18 protein-coding genes are annotated in these 18577 nt (G+C 70.9%); 2 read left to right on the top strand and 16 right to left on the bottom strand.

The genetic code is table 11. The features are described 5' to 3' along the window. Positions 1 to 50: 50 nt before the first annotated feature. Genes IE302_RS21990 through IE302_RS21960 form a run of 7 tightly spaced genes read right to left on the bottom strand, consistent with a single transcriptional unit; the run spans position 51 to position 6314 of the window. The gene (locus IE302_RS21990) at positions 51 to 1247 is read right to left on the bottom strand and encodes a cytochrome P450 family protein (RefSeq protein WP_229907898.1); all 1197 of its coding nucleotides are present in this window, start codon (positions 1245 to 1247) and stop codon (positions 51 to 53) included. Then, positions 1244 to 2383 (bottom strand): insulinase family protein, encoded by a 1140-nt coding sequence (locus tag IE302_RS21985; RefSeq protein ID WP_191256390.1) that lies wholly within the window; start codon positions 2381 to 2383, stop codon positions 1244 to 1246. The genes IE302_RS21990 and IE302_RS21985 overlap by 4 nt, the downstream gene beginning before the upstream one ends. Continuing rightward, on the bottom strand, positions 2380 to 3459 hold the full coding sequence (locus IE302_RS21980; RefSeq protein ID WP_191256389.1) for an insulinase family protein: 1080 nt from the start codon (positions 3457 to 3459) through the stop codon (positions 2380 to 2382). The genes IE302_RS21985 and IE302_RS21980 overlap by 4 nt, the downstream gene beginning before the upstream one ends. Next, complete coding sequence (locus IE302_RS21975; protein WP_191256388.1) at positions 3456 to 4670, bottom strand: MFS transporter; 1215 nt, start codon at positions 4668 to 4670, stop codon at positions 3456 to 3458. The genes IE302_RS21980 and IE302_RS21975 overlap by 4 nt, the downstream gene beginning before the upstream one ends. Beyond that, entirely contained in the window at positions 4667 to 5362 is a 696-nt protein-coding gene (locus tag IE302_RS21970) for a CYTH domain-containing protein (protein ID WP_191256387.1), read from the bottom strand. The genes IE302_RS21975 and IE302_RS21970 overlap by 4 nt, the downstream gene beginning before the upstream one ends. Then, entirely contained in the window at positions 5359 to 6111 is a 753-nt protein-coding gene (locus tag IE302_RS21965; RefSeq protein ID WP_191256386.1) for a hypothetical protein, read from the bottom strand. The genes IE302_RS21970 and IE302_RS21965 overlap by 4 nt, the downstream gene beginning before the upstream one ends. Positions 6112 to 6170: 59 nt before the next feature. Continuing rightward, positions 6171 to 6314: a hypothetical protein gene (locus IE302_RS21960; protein ID WP_191256385.1), complete on the bottom strand. Its 144-nt coding sequence runs from the start codon at positions 6312 to 6314 to the stop codon at positions 6171 to 6173. 173 nt (positions 6315 to 6487) lie between these two features. Here IE302_RS21960 and IE302_RS21955 point away from each other — a divergent pair, with 173 nt between their 5' ends. After that, complete coding sequence (locus IE302_RS21955) at positions 6488 to 6670, top strand: hypothetical protein (protein ID WP_191256384.1); 183 nt, start codon at positions 6488 to 6490, stop codon at positions 6668 to 6670. Positions 6671 to 6674: 4 nt separating this feature from the next. Here IE302_RS21955 and IE302_RS21950 read toward each other — a convergent pair whose 3' ends face one another. The 8 genes from IE302_RS21950 to IE302_RS21915 form a co-directional block, all read right to left on the bottom strand. Next, the gene (locus IE302_RS21950; protein ID WP_229907897.1) at positions 6675 to 9671 is read right to left on the bottom strand and encodes an AfsR/SARP family transcriptional regulator; all 2997 of its coding nucleotides are present in this window, start codon (positions 9669 to 9671) and stop codon (positions 6675 to 6677) included. 194 nt (positions 9672 to 9865) lie between these two features. Beyond that, a complete protein-coding gene (locus IE302_RS21945; protein WP_038524831.1) occupies positions 9866 to 10294 on the bottom strand; it encodes a heat shock protein transcriptional repressor HspR in 429 nt (142 codons plus the stop codon). A gap of 5 nt (positions 10295 to 10299) precedes the next feature. Next, a complete protein-coding gene (gene dnaJ / locus IE302_RS21940; RefSeq protein ID WP_191256383.1) occupies positions 10300 to 11472 on the bottom strand; it encodes a molecular chaperone DnaJ in 1173 nt (390 codons plus the stop codon). 33 nt (positions 11473 to 11505) lie between these two features. Then, positions 11506 to 12288, bottom strand: a complete 783-nt coding sequence (grpE, locus tag IE302_RS21935) for a nucleotide exchange factor GrpE (protein ID WP_191256382.1) — start codon at positions 12286 to 12288, stop codon at positions 11506 to 11508. After that, a complete protein-coding gene (gene dnaK, locus IE302_RS21930) occupies positions 12285 to 14162 on the bottom strand; it encodes a molecular chaperone DnaK (RefSeq protein WP_191256381.1) in 1878 nt (625 codons plus the stop codon). Before dnaK ends, grpE begins: the two co-directional genes overlap by 4 nt. Positions 14163 to 14328: 166 nt before the next feature. Then, positions 14329 to 15735: an alpha/beta hydrolase gene (locus IE302_RS21925; protein WP_191256380.1), complete on the bottom strand. Its 1407-nt coding sequence runs from the start codon at positions 15733 to 15735 to the stop codon at positions 14329 to 14331. Beyond that, positions 15732 to 16403: a DUF4097 family beta strand repeat-containing protein gene (locus tag IE302_RS21920; protein ID WP_191256379.1), complete on the bottom strand. Its 672-nt coding sequence runs from the start codon at positions 16401 to 16403 to the stop codon at positions 15732 to 15734. Before IE302_RS21920 ends, IE302_RS21925 begins: the two co-directional genes overlap by 4 nt. 27 nt (positions 16404 to 16430) lie before the next feature. Then, positions 16431 to 17198 (bottom strand): DUF4097 family beta strand repeat-containing protein, encoded by a 768-nt coding sequence (locus IE302_RS21915; protein ID WP_191256378.1) that lies wholly within the window; start codon positions 17196 to 17198, stop codon positions 16431 to 16433. 161 nt (positions 17199 to 17359) lie between these two features. Between IE302_RS21915 and IE302_RS21910 the strand changes: the two genes are divergently transcribed. Continuing rightward, positions 17360 to 17899 carry a YbhB/YbcL family Raf kinase inhibitor-like protein gene (locus IE302_RS21910; protein ID WP_191256377.1) on the top strand — a complete coding sequence of 180 codons (540 nt, stop codon included), beginning with the start codon at positions 17360 to 17362 and terminating at the stop codon, positions 17897 to 17899. Between the two features lie 227 nt (positions 17900 to 18126). Here IE302_RS21910 and IE302_RS21905 read toward each other — a convergent pair whose 3' ends face one another. Next, positions 18127 to 18561: a GNAT family N-acetyltransferase gene (locus IE302_RS21905; protein ID WP_191256376.1), complete on the bottom strand. Its 435-nt coding sequence runs from the start codon at positions 18559 to 18561 to the stop codon at positions 18127 to 18129. Positions 18562 to 18577 lie beyond the last annotated feature (16 nt).

The following is an 18577-nucleotide window of genomic DNA, read 5'->3' as shown; positions in this document are numbered from 1 at the left end:
CCTTCCGGCGCCGGACCACGGTCAGGGCATCTAGAGGACTAAATGCGTTTTCAGCGCAGCAGCACGGGTAAGTCGGTGACACCGCGCGAGATCAGCGTGCGGCGCCAGGAACGGTCCGCGCCGCACGAAAGGCTGAGCGCCGGAAACCGGTTCAGCAGGACGCGGAGCGCGGTGCTCACCTGGACGCGGGCCAGCGGCGCGCCGAGGCAGTAGTGGATGCCGTGACCGAACGCGAGATGCCCCGGCGTGGTGCGATGGATGTCGAAGTCGCCCGCGCGGGGAAAGCGCGCCGGGTCGTGGCTCGCCGCGGCGAGCGCGATCATGACGGTCTCGCCGGGCGGGATCACCGTGCCCGAATCACCCACCGGCCAGTGCGTGGTCGTGAACCGCCGCGTGGAGAACGGCTGGGGCCCGTCGTAGCGCAGGATCTCCTCCACCGCGCGGGGCAGCAGCTCCCAGTCGGCGCGCAGCGCGGCGAGCTGATCCGGATGGTCGAGCAAGGCGAGAACGCCGTTGGCGATCAGGTTCGTGCTGGTGACGTGCCCGGCGACCAGGAGGAGGAAGGTCGTCGCCCGCAGTTCGGCGTGGCTCAGCCGGTCGGCGTCTTCGTCGGTGACCCGGATCAGCGCGCTGAGCAGATCCTCGCCGGGGTCGGCCCGTTTCCGCTCGATCAGCCCGTCGAAGTAGCGGTTGATCTCCTCGATGTCCTTCTCGGTCGACGTGGCGTCCCCCGCCGAAGCCATGATCCGGCCGCACAGACCGGAGAACTCCGTCCGGTCCAGGAACGGGACGCCGAGCAGTTCGGAGATCACGGCGACGGGCAGCGGGAAGGCGAATCCGGCGATCAGGTCGTGCGGACCGGCGCCGGAATCCATCCGGTCCAGCAGCTCGACGGCGATCGCTTCCACGCGCGGGACCAGCGCGGCGACGCGCCGGGCGGTGAACTCCCGCGAGACCAGCCTGCGCAGCCGGGTGTGGTCCGGCGGATCGCTGGAGATCATGTTCGCGCCGATCGCGCCGGGGCCGATCCGGCCGGTGGCCCGCAGCCAGTTCTTGATCAGCGTGGGATCGCCCAGCGCGGCGAGCGCCTCGTCGTAGCCGACGATCAGCCAGACCTCGCTTCCGTTGGGCAGCCGCACGAAATGCGCCGGTCCTCGCGCGCGGAGTGCGGCGAGGACGGCATACGGATCCCGGTAGAGGTCTTCGGCGACGTCGGACAGGTCGACGATTTCAGGGCTGCTGATCACGGCATCTCCTCGGCGTGCGGTGTTCCGGCACGGACCCGCCACGACCGCGCCGTTCCGATGGCGCGGCGGAGTTCGCCTGCCATCGTGTGCGCACCGGGCGACGGCGGTGGGGGCAGCAGGGCCGCTTGGGCGAGGCCGAGCGGCGAAACCCGGGCGAACGCGAGCTCCTGGAACTCCCGCACGGCGGCGTAGTGCCAGGACTCGACGACGTCGGGATCGGCCCGGCGGATCGCCGCGAAGGCTGTCGCGAGCGCGTCCCGCAGCCCGCCGTCCGGCTTTTCGTCGCGCCAGCACAGCACGGTGACCTCGTGTTTCCCGTCGGTGACGGTGGTCATGCCCGCTGTCGGGTGGCCGGCGCGGGCCGTGCGCGTTCCGATGGGGCCCTCGGCGAAGGCCAAGGCGCGGACGGCCGAGCGGCCCACGTGGTCGTCGAGCGCGACCGTCAGGGTGAGCACGCTCAATCCGTCCACAGTGGACGGAAGGGTGATCGGCGGTCGGTCCGCTTCGCCGTCGCCGGACGCCACCGGTGTCTCGGACGGCTTCAGCGCGGCGGAAACCGTGTCGAGCAAGCGTTTCCGGTGCGCCGGGGGCGCGGCGACGGCGAGGAGGGCGTTTTCGGGCCGGTAGTGCTCCGCGGTGAAGCCTTCGACGTCGTCGAGGGTGATGCCGCCGACGCTCGCCTGGTCGGCGCGGGTGGTGTCGGCCATCCGGCCCCCGGGCACGGTCGCTTCCGCGACGGCTGGACCGAGCAGCAGCAACGGATTGGCGGCCGCCGCACGCATCTCCAGCAGAACGGCCTGACGCTCGGCCGCGAGGACCGAGTCGTCGAGCGGACGCCCGTCACCGAGCAGCCGGGCCAGTGTCCGGACGACCTCGTCCTCCTGTTCCGGCAACGCCGCCACGGTGAACCGGGTCTCCGCGTTGTCCGTGCGCCCGGTGAGGTGCAGCCGCGAGCCGTCGTCCAGCGCGGCGGCGATCCGGAGATGCTCGGTGAGATGGGCCGTTCCCCAGGGACGCGGGGGATCCGCGGCGGAACCGGCGGACACCCGCAGGCAGGCACCGACGGTGTGGGCGCCGGGTGCCGGGACGAACCGGACCAGCAGCCCGGCGACCTGGACCTCTTCGTATTCCGTCACTTCAAGGTCTCCAGCCGGGACAACTGGTCCTCACGCAGCGCGCCGACGACGGCGATGGCGGGCGGGGCGGCGTCGGGAACGCGCGAAGCGAGACCGTCCAGCGCACGTTCCGCGACCGCTTCGGCGAGGAGGTCCAGCGGCATTTCCCCGCGAGCCCGCCGTCGCCGGTCGCCGACCGCGCCGAACGGCTCATCGGCCTGGACGAGCAGCAGGGTGCGGCAGCGCACCGCCGCGTCGGACAGTTCACCGGACGGCGGCACGGACAACGAACCGCGCAGCGTGTCGAGCAGAAGGGTCGCGGCTTCGGCCACGTGCCGGGGATCCACGAGCGCGTAACCACCCACGCTCGGCCCGGTTTCCTCGCCGTCCCAGCTCAACGCGGCGACACCGTAGGCCAGCCCGCGCGATCCCCGCAGCAGGCTGATCAGCCTGCCTCGCGCTCCCGTGCCCAGGAGTTCCACCAGGAGCGGGAGCGCGCCGTCGGGCAACGCGTCCGCGCGCAGCGGAACGCGGACCGCCACCCTGGCCAGGTTCTCGCCCGGCATCGGTGTGGCCACCAGGCCACCCGCCCACGGCGCCGCGCCTTCGAACCGCCGCACGGGCGGACGGACCCGCTCGTCTCCGGTCCGGTACACGGTGACACCCGTTTCGCGGCAGCGATCCAGGTATCCGGTGACATCGTCCGCCGAGACGCGCGCCATCGATTCGCCGTCCCCCAACGGTCCACAGTGGACTATTCCGGAGGCGGCCGTGTCGATCGCGTCGAGCATCCGGAGGTAGAGGTCGCCGGAGCGACGGCGCAGCAACCGCGACTGCGCCTCCCGGAGCCCGTCCAGCTGTGCGCTGTCCGGGCCGCGGAAATCGCCGGTCACCCGGTCCAGATCGCTCAGCGCCGTCCAGTACGAGAACGAGGAGACGCGGGCTTCGAGCCGGTGCCGGGTGTGCCAGCCCAGTTCCTTCGGCGGCGCGCCACCCGCCGGGGAGGCGAGCCACCGCGCCGCGAGGGCGGCGAGACCCGCGAGCCCTTCGGGGTCGTCGCGGTAGCCGTACGGCAGGTCGACGATCGCGCCGCTCACACCGTCACCGCCGAGGCCCGGCGCATCGAGAGCACGGCGACCGGCAGGGCCGTGACCGTCGCGGCGATCCCCGCCGCGGCGAGGACCGGCCCGACGCCCCAGACCGGGGTCAGGAAGGTGACCAGGGCGAGGGAAAGGCATTGCGCCGAAACGACGAAGGACCGGCGGAACGCCAGGACGCGGCCGAGCGCGGCCGGATCCGCGTGCCGCTGGCACAGGAGGGTGTTGGGCATGGCGAACAGCAGATTGTGTGCCCCGGCCACCAGCCCGGCGAGGAACACCCAGACCGGGCCGGCGTGCGCGCAGAGCACCACGAGACCGATCACCGGCGCGGCCAGCGCGGCACCCGCGGTCACCATCACGGCCGGGTTGAGCACGTTCCGCCGCTTGGCCACCGACGCCGACACCGCCAGCCAGCCGACTCCCATCGCGGAGGCGAACAGGCCCGCTTCCCCGGTCCTGCCGCCTTCACCCACGAGGATCACCGCGAACTGCGGTACCGCGCCGAGAAACGCGAAGAGCGCCGCTTCCGCCAGCACCGCCGTGCGCAGCAGCCGATCTCCGGTCAGGGCGTGCAGGCCGTCGCGCAGCATGGCGAACGGGCGGCGACGGTCGTTCGCGGCGGCTTCCTGCCGTGGCACCGGAAGGGTGAGCAGCGCCGCGAGCACGAAGCTCGCCGCGTTGACCGCCACCGCGCAGGAGAAGCCGAGGCCGACCGCGACGGCCGCGCCCAGCAGCGGACCGAGCGCAATGATCGCGCCGTTCGTCACCTCCTGCGCGGCGTCGGCGGCGGCCAGCCGGGAAGCGGGCACCAGGGCGGGTGTCAGGCTCGGCAGCACCGCCGAATTCAGCGTGCTGACCGTGCCCAGCAGCACGGTCAGCAGGTAGTAGAGCGGGATGTTCCGCAGGCTCACCACCAACAACAGCACGAGGGTGAGCGCTCCCGCGACGAGATTGAGCACGATGGACAGTCCGCGCCGGTCGAACCGGTCGGCGAGCACCCCCGCCCACGGCGAGAACAGCACCCTGGGCAGCAGCTGGACGACGAACGCGCCTCCGGTCAGGCTCGCGGAACCGGTCACCTGCAATACCCACAGCGGCAGGGCGAGCGACTGCGCCGTGCCGCCGAGCCCGGACAGCGACTGCCCGGCCCACAGCCACCAGAACGGCCGTCCGAGCCGCTCCCCGCCCGCGGTGGCGAAGGCGGTCATCGCACGAGCCGCGCCGCGTCCGCCGCGGCGACCGCGAGCTGCGCCTTGGTCCGCGATTCCCGCGGCGAACCGAGCCACGCGTCGACGTCGGCGCAGAAGGCGTCCAGCGCCTCCAGGCACTCGAGCGAGGATTGGTTGACCTCGATCTCCAGGCAGGCGTACTCGCCGATCGGCGTGATGTCGCCGTCCGGCCCGCGGAATTCGACGAGGTCGACGCTGAACACGCACGGGTGGCCGCCGTCGAGTTTCCCGAACCGTTTGATCCGCCGCTGGCTGGTGACCCCCGCGGTTTCCAGCGGCCCCCGCACCAGGCCGAGCGACCGGAGATGGCGCAGCGGCAGGACTTCGCCCGCGGTCAGGACGGCGGTCAGCTCCCCGGGATCGATTCGTTCGGAGATCTCCAGCGCGTCCCGGCGGCCCGTCCAGTCCACCGTCTGCTTGACGCCGATCCAGCCGATCCCGGCCAGCCGCCCCTGGTTGGCGGCGATGCGCAGCGAATGGCCTGCCGAGGTGAGACGGCGCTCGGCGTCGTCGAGATACACGGTGCCCTGGGTCGCGACGACCGTCTCGGTGAGCCCGGTCAGGTTCGCGCGGACCGGCGGGGAATCGAGCCACCGCAGTGGATCCGCGTCGGCCGAGGCGTGGTCCAGTGCCCATTTGCTTTCGTGCTCGACACCCACGATCCGGGTCATCGGCCCGTCCTTTCGTCCGGCGAGGCGGGCGGGAAAAGGTGGAAGACGTCCACGTCCGCGTCGGTCAGCCCGAAGACCCGGCGGAAGGTCTCCCGCACCACCGCCACCGACTGCAGCGGCGGCTGGAAGTGCCCGGACTTCGTGTTGGCGACGACCATCGCGACCCGGTCACCGCCGATGAGCACGATCTCGCCCGCCGCGCGGGCGCGCAGCCGGTCGGGGACCAGCATCGGATGCGCCACGGGGACACCGTCCACGGTGGCGCGGTTGCGGCCGAAGAGCAGATCGGCCAGCTCGAACGGCCTCGTCCAGACCAACAGCCGGTCTTCGTCGTCGATGACGAACATGTGGGACACGCCGGGCTTCAACCGCCGCAACGGTTCCACCGGATCCCGCAGTTCGATCGTGTCCGCGAGGACAGCGGCGGCGACGGGGCGATAGTTCCGCTCGAACAGCGCGCGGTCGAACTCCAGCAACGGCGGATCCAGCTCCAGCACCGCCCGGCGCGGCGGTGGCGCGCCCCCGGCGGAGGCGAGATAGGCCTCGCCGATCAGCTCCCGCAGCTCGCGGACCCGGCGGGCGACGCGCTCCTCGTGCGGAGCCGCGGTCAGCACCGTCCGCAGCGCGATCAGCTCCTCGTAGAGGACGAAGACCCTCGCCTGCGAACGCGGACCGTAGGAGTCCGAGACCTGCGCTCCGACCTCGGCGAACCGGCACAGCAGCAGAGCGACGGAATCGGTGGTGAGCACTCCGGCCTCCTCGCGGCCCGGGCCGGGGATCGCTCCCCGGCCCGGTCCCGTACCACTGCTTACAGGTCGTCCGGGTGGGTGAAGCCCGCCTGCGCCATGGCCAGCGCCTCGTGCCCGTCGGCGGTGGCGTCCAGCTCCCGGAGACCGGTCACGACGGCCTCGACCTTCAGCAGCTGCTCGGCGGTCACCAGATTCGCGTTCATGCACTTGCTCCTTCTCTGGTCCGGCGGCGCGTTCCGACCGGAGTCCGGCGGGACGACGCCTTGGCCCCACCGATGATCACGACGGTGGATCTACGACGGTTCTGCGTCCGCTCGCAGCCGCCGTCCATCGGCCGTAGATCCGATGTAGATCGGCCTTCGCGAGACTCGGGGGCGTGATCGTGGAAGACGAAGACCGGACGCGCCCCCGGCGCGGAACGGTGCTCCTGCTGGCCGCGGCGGCTCTGCTGGCCGTGACCGGATACGCGGCGGCGCCGGGTCAGGCGAGCGCGTCCGATGGCGACGTGAACTGGAACAACACCATTTCGGCTCCGCCACCGCCGGTGGCGGCCGGCTGAGACGTCACCGCGCGTGGTTCGAAAGCTCTTCGATCGCCCGGGCCGCGTCGTCGGCCTCGGGCAGGTTGAGCGCGACGAAATGCGTATGGGCCTGGTTCAGCCGGGCTTCGGCTTCGTGCGGGTTTCCCAGCGTGGCAAGGGCCTTTCCGAGCACCAGCAGTGCGTTGGCCTGGTCCCGCCGGGTGCCGAGCTCCTCGCAGAGCCGCAACGCCGCCCGCGCCTCCGCCGCCGCCTCGTCGGCCTTCCCCAGTGCCAGCAGGGTCTCGGCGAGCCGGAAGAGCGCGTGCGCCGCGCGATCCCGGATGCCTGCCGCCAGGCAGCTGTCGACGCACGCGGTGAAATGCGCGGCCGCGGCTTCGTAGCGTTCGAGCGCGTGGTTCGCGAGCCCGAGCACGTAGAGCGCGTAGCCGGTTCCCGGCGCGTCGCCGATCTCCCGGGCCAGGGCGAGCGCCGACTCGCAGACGGCGAGGACGTTCGCCGGGTCACCGCCGCGCAGCAGGGCGTGCGCGGAGTTCAGGCTGCTGGTCAGCGCGCCGGAGCTGTGCCCGAGCCGCCGCGCGAGTTCGGCGGAGCGGTCGAAACACCGGACCGCGAGGCCGTAATCGTGGCGAAGCTGGGCCGCCAAGCCGAGGTTGTTGAGCGCCTGCCGGAGGATCACCGGGTCGCCTGCCTCGGTCGCGGCGGCCACCGCGCGCCGGGCGTGCGCCTCGACGTCGGTGTGCGTCGCCGTGCGCAACGCGACGGTGCTGCACAGGAACTCGGCCCGGCCGAGGACGCGGTGACGCGCCCGTCTTCCCGGCCCCGCCGGTTCGGGAACCCGGGCGGCCGCTCTCGCGAGAGTGCCCGCGGTCGCGTCCAGCCTCCTCGCCCCGGCCTCCGCGGCGAACGGGCTCATCGCGATGAGCAGGTCGATCGCGGTGCCCAGGAGTGGCACGGTGCCGATTTCGACGACCCGCGCGCAGGCCGCCACCACGGTGTCCCCGGCCGCCGACGCCCAGTCCCTCGCCGCCCGCAGATCGGCGATCGGCAGGCCGGCGTCACCGGGCGAGCGGGGGCCGAGCACGTCCCCGGTGGGGTCGCCGGGGACCGCGCGCGCGAACGCGTTGCGCGCCGTGGCCATCAACAGCGACAACAGCCGGTCCAACGCGGCCAGTTCGTCTCCCGGGTCGCGGTCACGGCCGCGGCCGAACGAGACCAGGAGCTCGTGGACGCGGAACCGGCCGGGGACCGTGTCGTCCAGAATGGACGCGTCGACGAGCACCTCCAGCCGCGCTTCGGCCTCGGCCGGAGCCACCCCGAGGACCGCTGCCGCTTCCGGCAGCGTGAACTCGCCCCCGGCGACCGCGGTGAGCAGGACGAAGTCCTTGGCGAGCGGCTCGGCGAGCTGCCGGTACGCCACTTCGAACACCGCTTCGATGGCGAGCGGCCCGGCCCGTAGCTCGGCGATCCGGCGACGCTCGTCCCGCAGGCGTTCGACCATGGACCGCAGGGTCCAGTGCGGCCGCGCCGCGAGCCGCGAGGCCACGATCCGCACCGCCAAGGGAAGCAGGCCGCAGGCGGTGACGAGGTCGACGGCGTCGTCCGGTTCGGCTTCCAGGCGTCGCGCGCCGACACCCTGCCGCAGCAGGTCGAGCGCCTCGGCGGGGGTGAAGACGTCGAGGTTGACCTGGGTGAGCAGCGGCAGGCCGTCGAGTCTGGCGCGGCTGGTGATCAGGACCGCGCACCCCGGCGTACCGGGCAGCGCGTCACGGATCTGCGCGGCGTCGACGACGTTGTCGAGCACGATGAGCAAGCGGCGGCCGTCGACCAGCGAACGCCACAGCCCGCGCCGCTCGGCGAGGTGCCCCGGCGACCGGTTCGACGGCACGCCCAGCCCGGCGAGCAGCAGTTCCAGCAGGTCGGGCCCGGTCACCGGCTCCCCGACCTGGTCGAGGTCGCCGAGATCGACGTGCAGCTGACCGTCCGGATAGCGTTCGCGGAGCCCGTGCGCCAGATGCACCGCGAGGCTGGTCTTGCCGACGCCGCTCATCCCGGTGATCGCCAGCATCGCCGGTGCTCGCCCGTCGGCCGTCTCCAGTACGTCGAGCAGCGCCGAGAGCTGGTCCTGCCTGCCGGTGAAGTCCGGCAGATCGGGCGGAAGCTGCGCCGGGATCGGCCGCCAGTTCTCCGGCGGCTCCTCCTGCTCGGCGGGCGAAGAGAGGGTCACCGGCGGCTCGGCGCGCGGGGCGGGTGCGACGTCGTCTCCCCGGAGGATGCGCGCGTGCAGTTCGACCAGTTCCGCGCCCGGCTCGACGCCGTGGACCTCCACCAGGCCCCGGCGGGCGTCCTGGAAGACCCTCAGCGCCTCGACCTGGCGGCCCATTCCGAAGAGCGCGCGCATCAGCAGGACGTAGAGCCGTTCCCGCATCGGGTGCTCGGCGATCATCCCGGTCAGCCGTGGCAGCGCCTCGTAGTAGTGACCGAGCCGCAGCTCCGCCTCCAGGTACTGCTCGGTGAGCGCGGTGTGCAACTCGCCGAGCCAGCCGCGGCTCTGCTCGGCGAACAGGCCGGGCACCCCCGCGAGCGGTTCGCCTGTCCACAGGGCGAGTGCTTCCGACAACATCTGTCTGGCCTGGGGCGCGTCCCCCGAGGCCAGCGCTTCTTGTGCCAGTGCACCGAGTTCCGCCGCGCGGGAGGCGTCCACCGCCGAGGGCGGCACGGCGAGCCGGTAACCGTCGCCCGCCGACACCAGCACGTCGTCGCCGGCACCGGCACCGGAAAGCAGCCGCCGCAGTCTCCAGGCGTAGGTCCGGACGGTCGAGGCCGCGCGAGCCGGAAGTTCGTGGTCCCACAACGTGTCGGTCAGCCTGGCGAGCGACACCGCCGTGCCGGGCGTGAGCGCCAGCGTGGCCAGCATCGCCTGCTGTTTGGGCGTTCCCACCGAGATCGCCACCCCGTCCGGGCGGTACAGCCGCATCGGGCCCAGCACCACGAAACGCACCCCAGGCCACGCTGCCGCCATACGCGTCGCTCCCTCCGGCGCGACGACCGTCGGCGCCGCCCGATGCTAACTCCGGCGGAACCCGGGGAGCGAGGGATTGCCTCTTCGGCTCCGCTTCGGTGCACGAACGGCCGGGGTACGACCAAAACGCAATTAGTCCTCTAAATGCCCAGGACGCCTTTCGGCGCCGGACCACGGTCAGGGCATCTAGAGGACTAATTGCGTTTTTTGGGCTTCCAGACGACCAGCGCCGTCTGCTGACGCAAGGGAACGAGATCCTTGCGGTAGGAGGCGTGCACGGCCGCGGCCGTCTGCTCGGCGGTGAGGTACGCCGCCGTGAGCTCCTCGGTCAGTTCGGCGATCCGGGCGCGGAGCGCGTCGACCTGGTTCTCCAGCTCGATGATCCGCTTGATGCCCGCGAGGTTGACACCGTCCTCCTGGGACAGCCGCTGCACCTCGCGGAGCAGCGCGATGTCCCGCATGGAGTACCGGCGGCCGCCCCCGGAGGTCCGGCCGGGCGACACGAGACCCTGGCGGTCGTAGGACCGCAGGGTCTGCGCGTGCAGACCGGACAGCTGCGCCGCCACCGAAATGACGAACACCGGGGTGTCCTCGTCCGCACCGTGCGGCAGCCCGCCGAACATCGTGCTCACCTGCCTTCGAGAAGTTCGGTGATCTCCGGTCGCGGGTCGTGCTCGGACATGGCCTCCGCGTAGGCCTCCAGCGCTTCACGGGCCTTGTCGTCCAATTTGGACGGAATGGCCGCCTGCAGGGTGACCAGCAGGTCGCCCTGCGAGCCGTCCCGCTTCGTGATCCCCTTGCCGCGCACGCGAAGCACGCGACCGCTCGCCGTACCCTGCGGCACCTTCAGCGAGACCTTGCCCTCCAGCGTCGGCACGGTGATCGTGCCGCCCAGGGCGAGTTCCGCGAAGGACACCGGCACGGAGATCGTCAGGTCGAGGTCCTGGCGCCCGAACACCTTGTGCGGCGCGACGTGCACGCGAACGTACAGATCGCCCGGCTGCGCGCCACCCCGGCCCGGTTCGCCCTGACCGGCCAGCCGGATCCGCTGGTCGTCGGCGACGCCCGGCGGGATCCGCACGGTCAGCGTGCGGGTGCGGGTGCTGACGCCCTCACCCGCGCATTCCGGACAGGGGTCGTCGATGATCGTGCCGCGGCCGCGGCAGTCGCGGCACGGCTCGGAGAACGCGAACGCGCCCTGGCTCCGGCTGACCAGCCCGCTGCCCTGACAGGTCGAACACGTCCTCGGGGAGGTCCCCGGCTTCGCGCCGTTCCCGCCGCAGGTGGAACAGGTCGCCGGGCTCGACAGCCGCAGCGGCAGGGTCGCGCCCTTGACCGCCTCGGTGAAGTCGATCCGGACGTCGGTCTCCACGTCCGCGCCGCGCTGCGGCCGGTTCGCCGTGGCACCGGCCGCGGCGCCGCGACGGCCGAACAGCCCGCCGAGGATGTCGCCGAGACCGCCGAAACCGCCCTGCTGCTGGCCCGCCTGGCCGAAGATGTCGCCGACGTCGAAGCCGCCGCCTCCGCCACCGCCCGGGAAGCCGAAGCCACCCGGACCGCCGGAGCCGAAGAGGCGGCGGGCCTCGTCGTACTCCTTGCGCTTGGACGCGTCGGAGAGAACGCCGTACGCCTCGGAAACCGCCTTGAACTTCTTCTCCGCCTCCGCGTTGCCCGCGTTGGCGTCGGGGTGGTTCTCCTTGGCCAGCTTGCGATAGGCCTTCTTGATCTCGTCCGCGGTGGCGTCGGAGGAGACGCCCAGCTCACGGTAGAAGTCCTTACCGATCCATTCCCGTGCACTCACCGAACGTCTCCTCCTTTCACGCCGTATCGCCGATCAGCGGTTGTTCTCATCGAAAAGTTCGCCCTCGAGCGGCAGTTCGCCGCCGACGGGCGGGTCCACCGGGGCTTCCTGCGCCTCGGGCGCGGGAGCGGCCGCAGGGGCCGCGCCCGGCTCGTGGTCGGTGACCCCGACCAGCGCCGCGCGCAGCACGCGCTCGCCGAAGCGGTAACCGCGGCGCATGACCGTGGTGACCGTCGGCCCGGCGACGTCCGGCGACGTGCTGTGCTGGACGGCTTCGTGCACGCTCGGGTCGAAGGCCTCGCCCTCGGCGCCGAACGGCTCCAGCCCCGACCGCTGCAGGCTGCCGACCAGCTTCTCGCCGACCGCCTTGAACGCACCGGTCAGATCGCCGTGCTGCTCCGCGCGCTCGAGGTCGTCGAGCAGCGGGAGCAGGTCGTTGACCACCGACGCCTTGGCGCCGGTGACGACCTGTTCGCGGTCGCGGTCCACGCGCTTGCGGTAGTTGGCGTACTCCGCCTGGAGGCGCTGGAGGTCGGCGGTGCGTTCCGCCAGCTCCTTCTCCAGACCGGAGGTCACCGTCACCGAATCGTCCACGATGGAGTCCCCGAGGCCGGGGCCCGCGTGGGTCGCGGGCGCCGGCTCCGTCGGCACGGCGGGTTCTTCGGCCGGGGCGGCGTGCTTCGGACCGTCCTGGGTTTCGGCGGCCGGGGCGGCCGGGCGGACCTCACCGGTCAGCGGATCGATCCGCCGCCGGTCCCGCACGACCACCGGTTCCTCCGGGCCCCGGCCCTCGGTTTCGTCGTAGCGTCCGGTCACTTCTTGTCCTTCTCGTCCTCTTCGACGATCTCGGCGTCGACGACGTCGTCCGCCTTGGCCTGCGAACCGGTACCCGCACCGGCCGCACCGGCCGCGCCTTCACCGGCACCGGCGGCACCTTCGGCGCCCGGGGTGGCGTTGGCGTAGAGCGCGGTGCCCAGCTCCTGCGAAGCGGTGTTCAGCTTCTCGATGGACTCGCGGATCTTCGCCGAGTCGGTGCCCTTGAGCGCCTCGTTGGCCTCGTCGATCGCGGTCTTCACCTTGCCCTTGAGCTCTTCGGGCAGCTTGTCCTCGTTGTCCTTGACGAACTTCTCGGTCTGGTAGACCAGCGTCTCCGCCTGGTTGCGGGTCTCCGCCTCCTCGCGGCGCTGCTTGTCCTCCTCGGCGTGCGCCTCGGCGTCCTTGACCATGCGCTCGATGTCGTCCTTCGGCAGCGCGGAGCCACCGGTGATCGTCATCGACTGCTCCTTGTTCGTGCCCAGGTCCTTCGCGAGGACGTGCACGATGCCGTTGGCGTCGATGTCGAAGGTGACCTCGATCTGCGGCACGCCACGCGGGGCGGGCGGGAGACCGGTCAGCTCGAACATGCCGAGCTTCTTGTTGTGCGCGGCGATCTCGCGCTCACCCTGGAACACCTGGATCTGCACCGACGGCTGGTTGTCGTCCGCGGTGGAGAAGATCTCCGAACGCTTGGTCGGGATCGTGGTGTTGCGCTCGATGAGCTTGGTGAACACGCCGCCCTTGGTCTCGATGCCCAGCGAAAGCGGGGTCACGTCGAGCAGCAGGACGTCCTTGACCTCGCCCTTGAGCACACCGGCCTGCAGCGCGGCGCCGACGGCGACGACCTCGTCCGGGTTCACGCCCTTGTTCGGCTCGCGGCCGCCGGTCAGCTCCTTGACCAGGTCCGACACGGCGGGCATGCGGGTGGAACCACCCACGAGCACGACGTGGTCGATGTCGCCGACGGCGACACCCGCGTCACGGATGACGTTGTTGAACGGCTTGCGGGTGCGCTCCAGCAGGTCCGAGGTGATCTTCTGGAACTCGGCGCGGGAGAGCTGCTCGTCGAGGAACAGCGGGTTCTTGTCGGAGTCCACGGTGATGTACGGCAGGTTGATGCCCGCGGAGTTCGAGCTGGACAGCTCGATCTTCGCCTTCTCGGCCGCCTCACGGATGCGCTGGAGCGCCATCTTGTCCTTGGTGAGGTCGATACCGTTGGAGGCCTTGAACTTGTCGACCAGCCAGGTGACGATCCGCTCGTCCCAGTCGTCACCGCCGAGGTGGTTGTCACCGGAGGTCGCGCGGACCTCGACGACGCCCTCGCCGATCTCCAGCAGCGAGACGTCGAACGTACCGCCACCGAGGTCGAAGACCAGGATGGTCTGTTCCTTCTCGCCCTTGTCGAGGCCGTACGCCAGCGCGGCCGCGGTGGGCTCGTTGACGATGCGGAGCACGTTCAGGCCGGCGATCTGCCCGGCCTCCTTGGTGGCCTGCCGCTGCGCGTCCTCGAAGTAGGCGGGGACGGTGATGACCGCGTCGGTGATGGTCTCGCCCAGGTACGCCTCGGCGTCGCGCTTGAGCTTCATCAGCACGCGGGCGCTGATCTCCTGCGAGGTGTAGGCCTTGCCGTCGATCTCGGTCTTCCAGTCGGTCCCGACGTGCCGCTTGACCGACCGGATGGTCCGGTCGACGTTCGTCACGGCCTGGTTCTTCGCCGGCTGACCGGTCAGCACTTCACCGTTCTTGGCGAAGGCGACGATCGACGGGGTGGTGCGTGAACCTTCCGAGTTGGCGATGACCGTCGGCTCGCCGCCCTCAAGGACAGCGACGACCGAGTTGGTCGTGCCGAGGTCGATGCCGACCGCTCGCGCCATGGTGTGATCCTCCTGCTAGTTCGTGACCTGCACGTTCGCTCCCACCTTGAGTGGGTCCAACGCAAGTTCTATCGGGATGATGCGGTCTCCGTCAAGCCGGACTTGAGCCGACTGCGCTCAACCTTGTACCCGGCTCAACGTGCGACCCGGGCGTCTTGTTCCCGGGCTACCGGCAGACCGTGCCGGGAGCGGGTGTGAGCCCGCTCACCAGGTACTTCACCTCTTCGGTGCGCACGCAGGCCGAGTTGAGCAGCCCCGTGTGCCCGTACCCGGCGTCGACCAGCAGCGCCGAGTCCTCGATGTTCCGCGCGAGCCCCTTCGCCCAGACGAGCGGCGTCGCCGGATCGTGTTCGCCGCCGACCACGAGGATCGGCGCCGCGCCCTTCACCTTCTGCGGGCGCGGGAGATAGGCCGAGGGCACGGACCAGCCCGCGCAGCCGCTCGCCATGTCCCAGAACTCCGAGTACCGCCAGCTGTGCGGCGCGAGGGTCTTCACCAGCCCCTGCATCGCCCGCATGTCGGCGTAGGAGGTGAACGGCGAGCCGAAGTCGTGACAGCCGATCGAGCGGTACGCGCCGTAGGACGGGTCCAGCTGCGAATAGGGCAACAGCCCGTCCGCGTTCCCCGCCGTCGCGGCCTCGACGGCTTTCGCCAGTTCCGGCCAGAACGCGGGAAGGATGAGTGAGCCGTAGAAACCGGACGCCATCTCCTCGGCGGTCACGTTCCGGCCGAGCTGCTTCGACGGCACGCCGCCGGGAGTGGCCATCAGCTTGTCGTAGGTGGCGAGGACGTCCTTGCCGCGAAGCACGCAGTCCGCCGACGTCGTGCACCACTTCGCGAAATCCTTGAGCGCGCTTTCGGTCGCGATGGTCTCGTCGAGGACGGCCTGCCGGGTCGGCCGCGAATGGTCGATGGCGCCGTCGAGCACCATCGCGCGGACGCGCTTCGGGTACTTCTCCGCGTACACGGCGCCGAGTTCGGAGCCGTAGGAGACGCCGAGCCAGTTCACCTTCGGCTCGCCCAAGGCGACCCGGATCGCTTCGACGTCGTCCGCGGCGTGCCAAGTGTCCACAGAGGACAATTCCGGCCCGGTCCGCTTGAGGCATTCGTCGCCCGAGGCGCGGTTGTGCGCGATGAGCTTGTCGTATTCCGCCCGGCTGCGCGGGAATCGGCTGATCGCGGGATCGTGCAGATCCGGTCCGCAGGTGATCGCGGGCTTGCTGTCGCCGACGCCGCGCGGGTCGAACCCGATGACGTCGAAGCGCTGCCGCAGTACGGCCGTTTCCGGTTTGTCCAGCGCGAAACCGCGGCCGCCGTACTTGAGCACGGTGACCCCGGAGCCGCCGGGCCCGCCCGGGTTCGTCAGCAGCGAGCCGAGCCGGTGCGCGGGATCGGTCGCGGGCAGTTTCGCCAGCGCGATCGAGACCGTCCCGTTCACCCGCAGGTCGGCGCATTCCAGCGTCGGCGCGTACTCGGTCGCGCAGGGCTTCCAGTCGAGCCGGGGCGCGGCCGACGCGGGCAGGGCGGTGAGCGGCAGCAGGGTCAGCGCGGTGACCACCGCGAGAGCCTTCATGCCTGCCGGACCGTGATCGAGCCGGTGCCGGACTTGAGGTCCAGGACGTTCGCCGAAGCCTGGTCCTGGCGCACACCGGCGGTCTCGACCGTGCCGACGTCCGACTTCGCGCGGACCTGGTACGCGCTGTCGGGGACGACGACGGTGACCTTGCCGACGTCGGCGTTCGCGGTGACGGCGCCGGGCTTCGCGAGCCCGACCTCGATGTCCCCGGTGCCAGTGGTCAGCCGCACCGGACCCGACGAGCGCTCGACCTTCAGGTCCCCGACGTCGCCGTGCAGATCGACCGAGGCCACGCGGGTGAGCGAGATCTTGCCGGTGCCGATGCCGCCGGTGATCGCCAGCTCACGCGGGACCACGACCTCGTAGTCCACGCCGCACTGGCTGCAGCCGCCGAGCACCAGCGTGCCGTTCTCGACGCTGTGCGTCTTGCCGGGATTCCGTCCGGTGTAAGTCACTTCGCGGCGCAGCGAGACCGGTGCGCCGTCCTCGACCCGGAGCGTGACGCCGCCGACCGGGACGTCCACCCGGATCGCGGTGATCTGCTCGGTGACGGGCGTGCCGTCGCTCAGCGTCTCGCGGCTTTCGGTCGTGCAGCCGACGATGCCGAAGGCCGTCAGCGCGCCGAGTGCGAGCGCGCCGAGGACGCGCTTTTCGATGATGCCCATGAGAAAGTGTTTCCCCCGATAAGTCCGTCAGGCCGCTTTGACCTTGACGCTTCCGCTGTCGGTGTTGAGATCGAGTTTGTGCTGGGCCGAACCGGACTGGTTCACGTCGATGTCGCGGCGGCCGCTGTCGGTGGTGCCGGTGACGTTGTAGTCGCCCGCCGGAACGGTGACCTCGACCGAACCGCTGGCGGTCCGCGCCGTGACGTCGGCGCCCTTGACCAGTTCGAGTTCGATACGGCCGCTGTCGCTGCGGGCCTCGACGTTGCCACCGAGCCGTTCCCCCTTGATGGCACCGGAAGCCGCCTGCACGGTGACGGCCTGGCCGATGTTCTCCAGCTCGACGCGACCGGCGTCGGACCGGACCTTCACCGTGCCCGGCACATCCGCCACGGAGACGGAGCCGGAGTCGACCGTGACGTCCACAGTGGACGCTCCGGCGATCTGGAGCGACCCCGAGTCCAGTTTGCCCGAGACCGGGATCCCCACCGGGACGGTCACGTCGTAAGCGACCTCGCAGCTGGTGCCGCAGCCGGCGAGAACCAGGGTGTCCCCCTCCACGCGGTACGCGTCGCCCGGCTTGTTCCAGCGATACTCGAACTCCTGGTGGACCCTCACCGGACCGCTGCCCGTGCGGATCTTGACGGCGCCCTCGTCGTTGTCGACGCGGACGCTCTTGATCTGCTGGGCGAGCTCGGCGGTCGCCTCCGCGTCGGACGGCCACCACCAGCCGAGACCGGTGAGCACACCGACGCCGATCAAAGCGATGCCGCCGAAGGCGAGGAGTGGGCGCGCCATGGTCTTGAGTCCCTCCAGAGCAGGTTTTCGTGTAACTCGACGCTAAGGGCAGCGCGGCGGGTTGGACATAGGGGTAACCCCCGGATTCGTCCCTGAACCCGCACCGGGGTCCTCGGGGTCATAACCTGGCTCCGTCATCTGATCCACGACCAGGAGGACGCATGCCGCAGGCACCCGATCCGTACGACTTCCTGCCCGATCTGCCTGCCTTCACCTTGAGCAGCATCGACATCGAAGAAGGCGGCTTCCTGCCGACACCCCAGCTTTCCGGGATCTTCGGCGCGGGCGGCGAAGACCGTTCCCCGCAGCTGTCCTGGGAGGGCTTCCCCGAGGGCACCAAGAGCTTCGCCGTGACCTGCTACGACCCCGACGCCCCGACGGCGAGCGGGTTCTGGCACTGGGCGGTGTTCGACATCCCGGTCTCGGTGACCGCGCTGGCCGCGAACGCGGGCGACGAAGCGGGCTCCGGTCTGCCGAAGGGCGCTGTGACCCTGAAGGGTGACGGTGGCGTGAAGCAGTTCCTCGGCGCCGCCCCGCCTCCCGGGCACGGGCCGCACCGGTACATCTTCGCGGTGCACGCCGTCGACGTCGAAAAGCTGGACGTCGGCGAGGACGCCACCCCGGCGCTGCTGGGCTTCAACCTCTTCGGCCACGCCATCGGCCGGGCGACGCTGACGGCCCTGCACGAGAACAAGGGCTGATCGGTACAGCGGGTCGTGAGTGGCGATTCGGGTTCTAACCCGAATCGCCACTCACGACCGACGCGAGACCGCACTCACGTGACCAGCGGCGTGACTCGCGTGACCGAAGGCGGAACTCGCGTGATCAGAGGCGGAACACCCGAGTGCGGCCTCCAATCACGCGAGTCACGTCCCTGATCACGCGGCTCACGCCTTTGCGCACGCCGCGCTCTGTGTTCCAGTCCGTGCTAGACCTGGCCGTTCGCCCGCGTCCGCTCCATGTACTGCCCCTCGGGCGGATCCCCGAAGCCGAATCGCCGGTACAGCCCGTGCGCGTCGGCGGTGTGCAGCATCCACCGGAACTCCGCGCCCGGCCCGTTGTCGATCATCTCCCGGACGAGCTCCTTGCCGAGCCCCGCGCCGCGCGCCTCGTCGACGACGAAGACGTCCGCCAGGTACGCACTGCCGATGGTGTCCGAGAACGCCCGCGCGAAGCCGACGAGACGTCCACTAGAAGTCTCGTACGCGCCCACGACGCGCCAAGCGTTCCTGAAGACCTTCTCGACCTGCTCACGGTCTCGCCATTTGCCCCAGTAGACGTCGGTGGACAGGCACTTCCACACCACGTCGAGGTCCACCCGTGCCGGGTCGTCATCCAGTTCGTATGCGCCGACAGTCCTCATGATCCGAAGCTACCCA

The organism is Amycolatopsis oliviviridis (assembly GCF_014654365.1).
GTDB lineage: Bacteria > Actinomycetota > Actinomycetes > Mycobacteriales > Pseudonocardiaceae > Amycolatopsis > Amycolatopsis oliviviridis.
The sequence above is the reverse complement of the archived record's forward strand: the minus strand, read 5'-3'. Positions and strand labels throughout refer to the sequence as shown.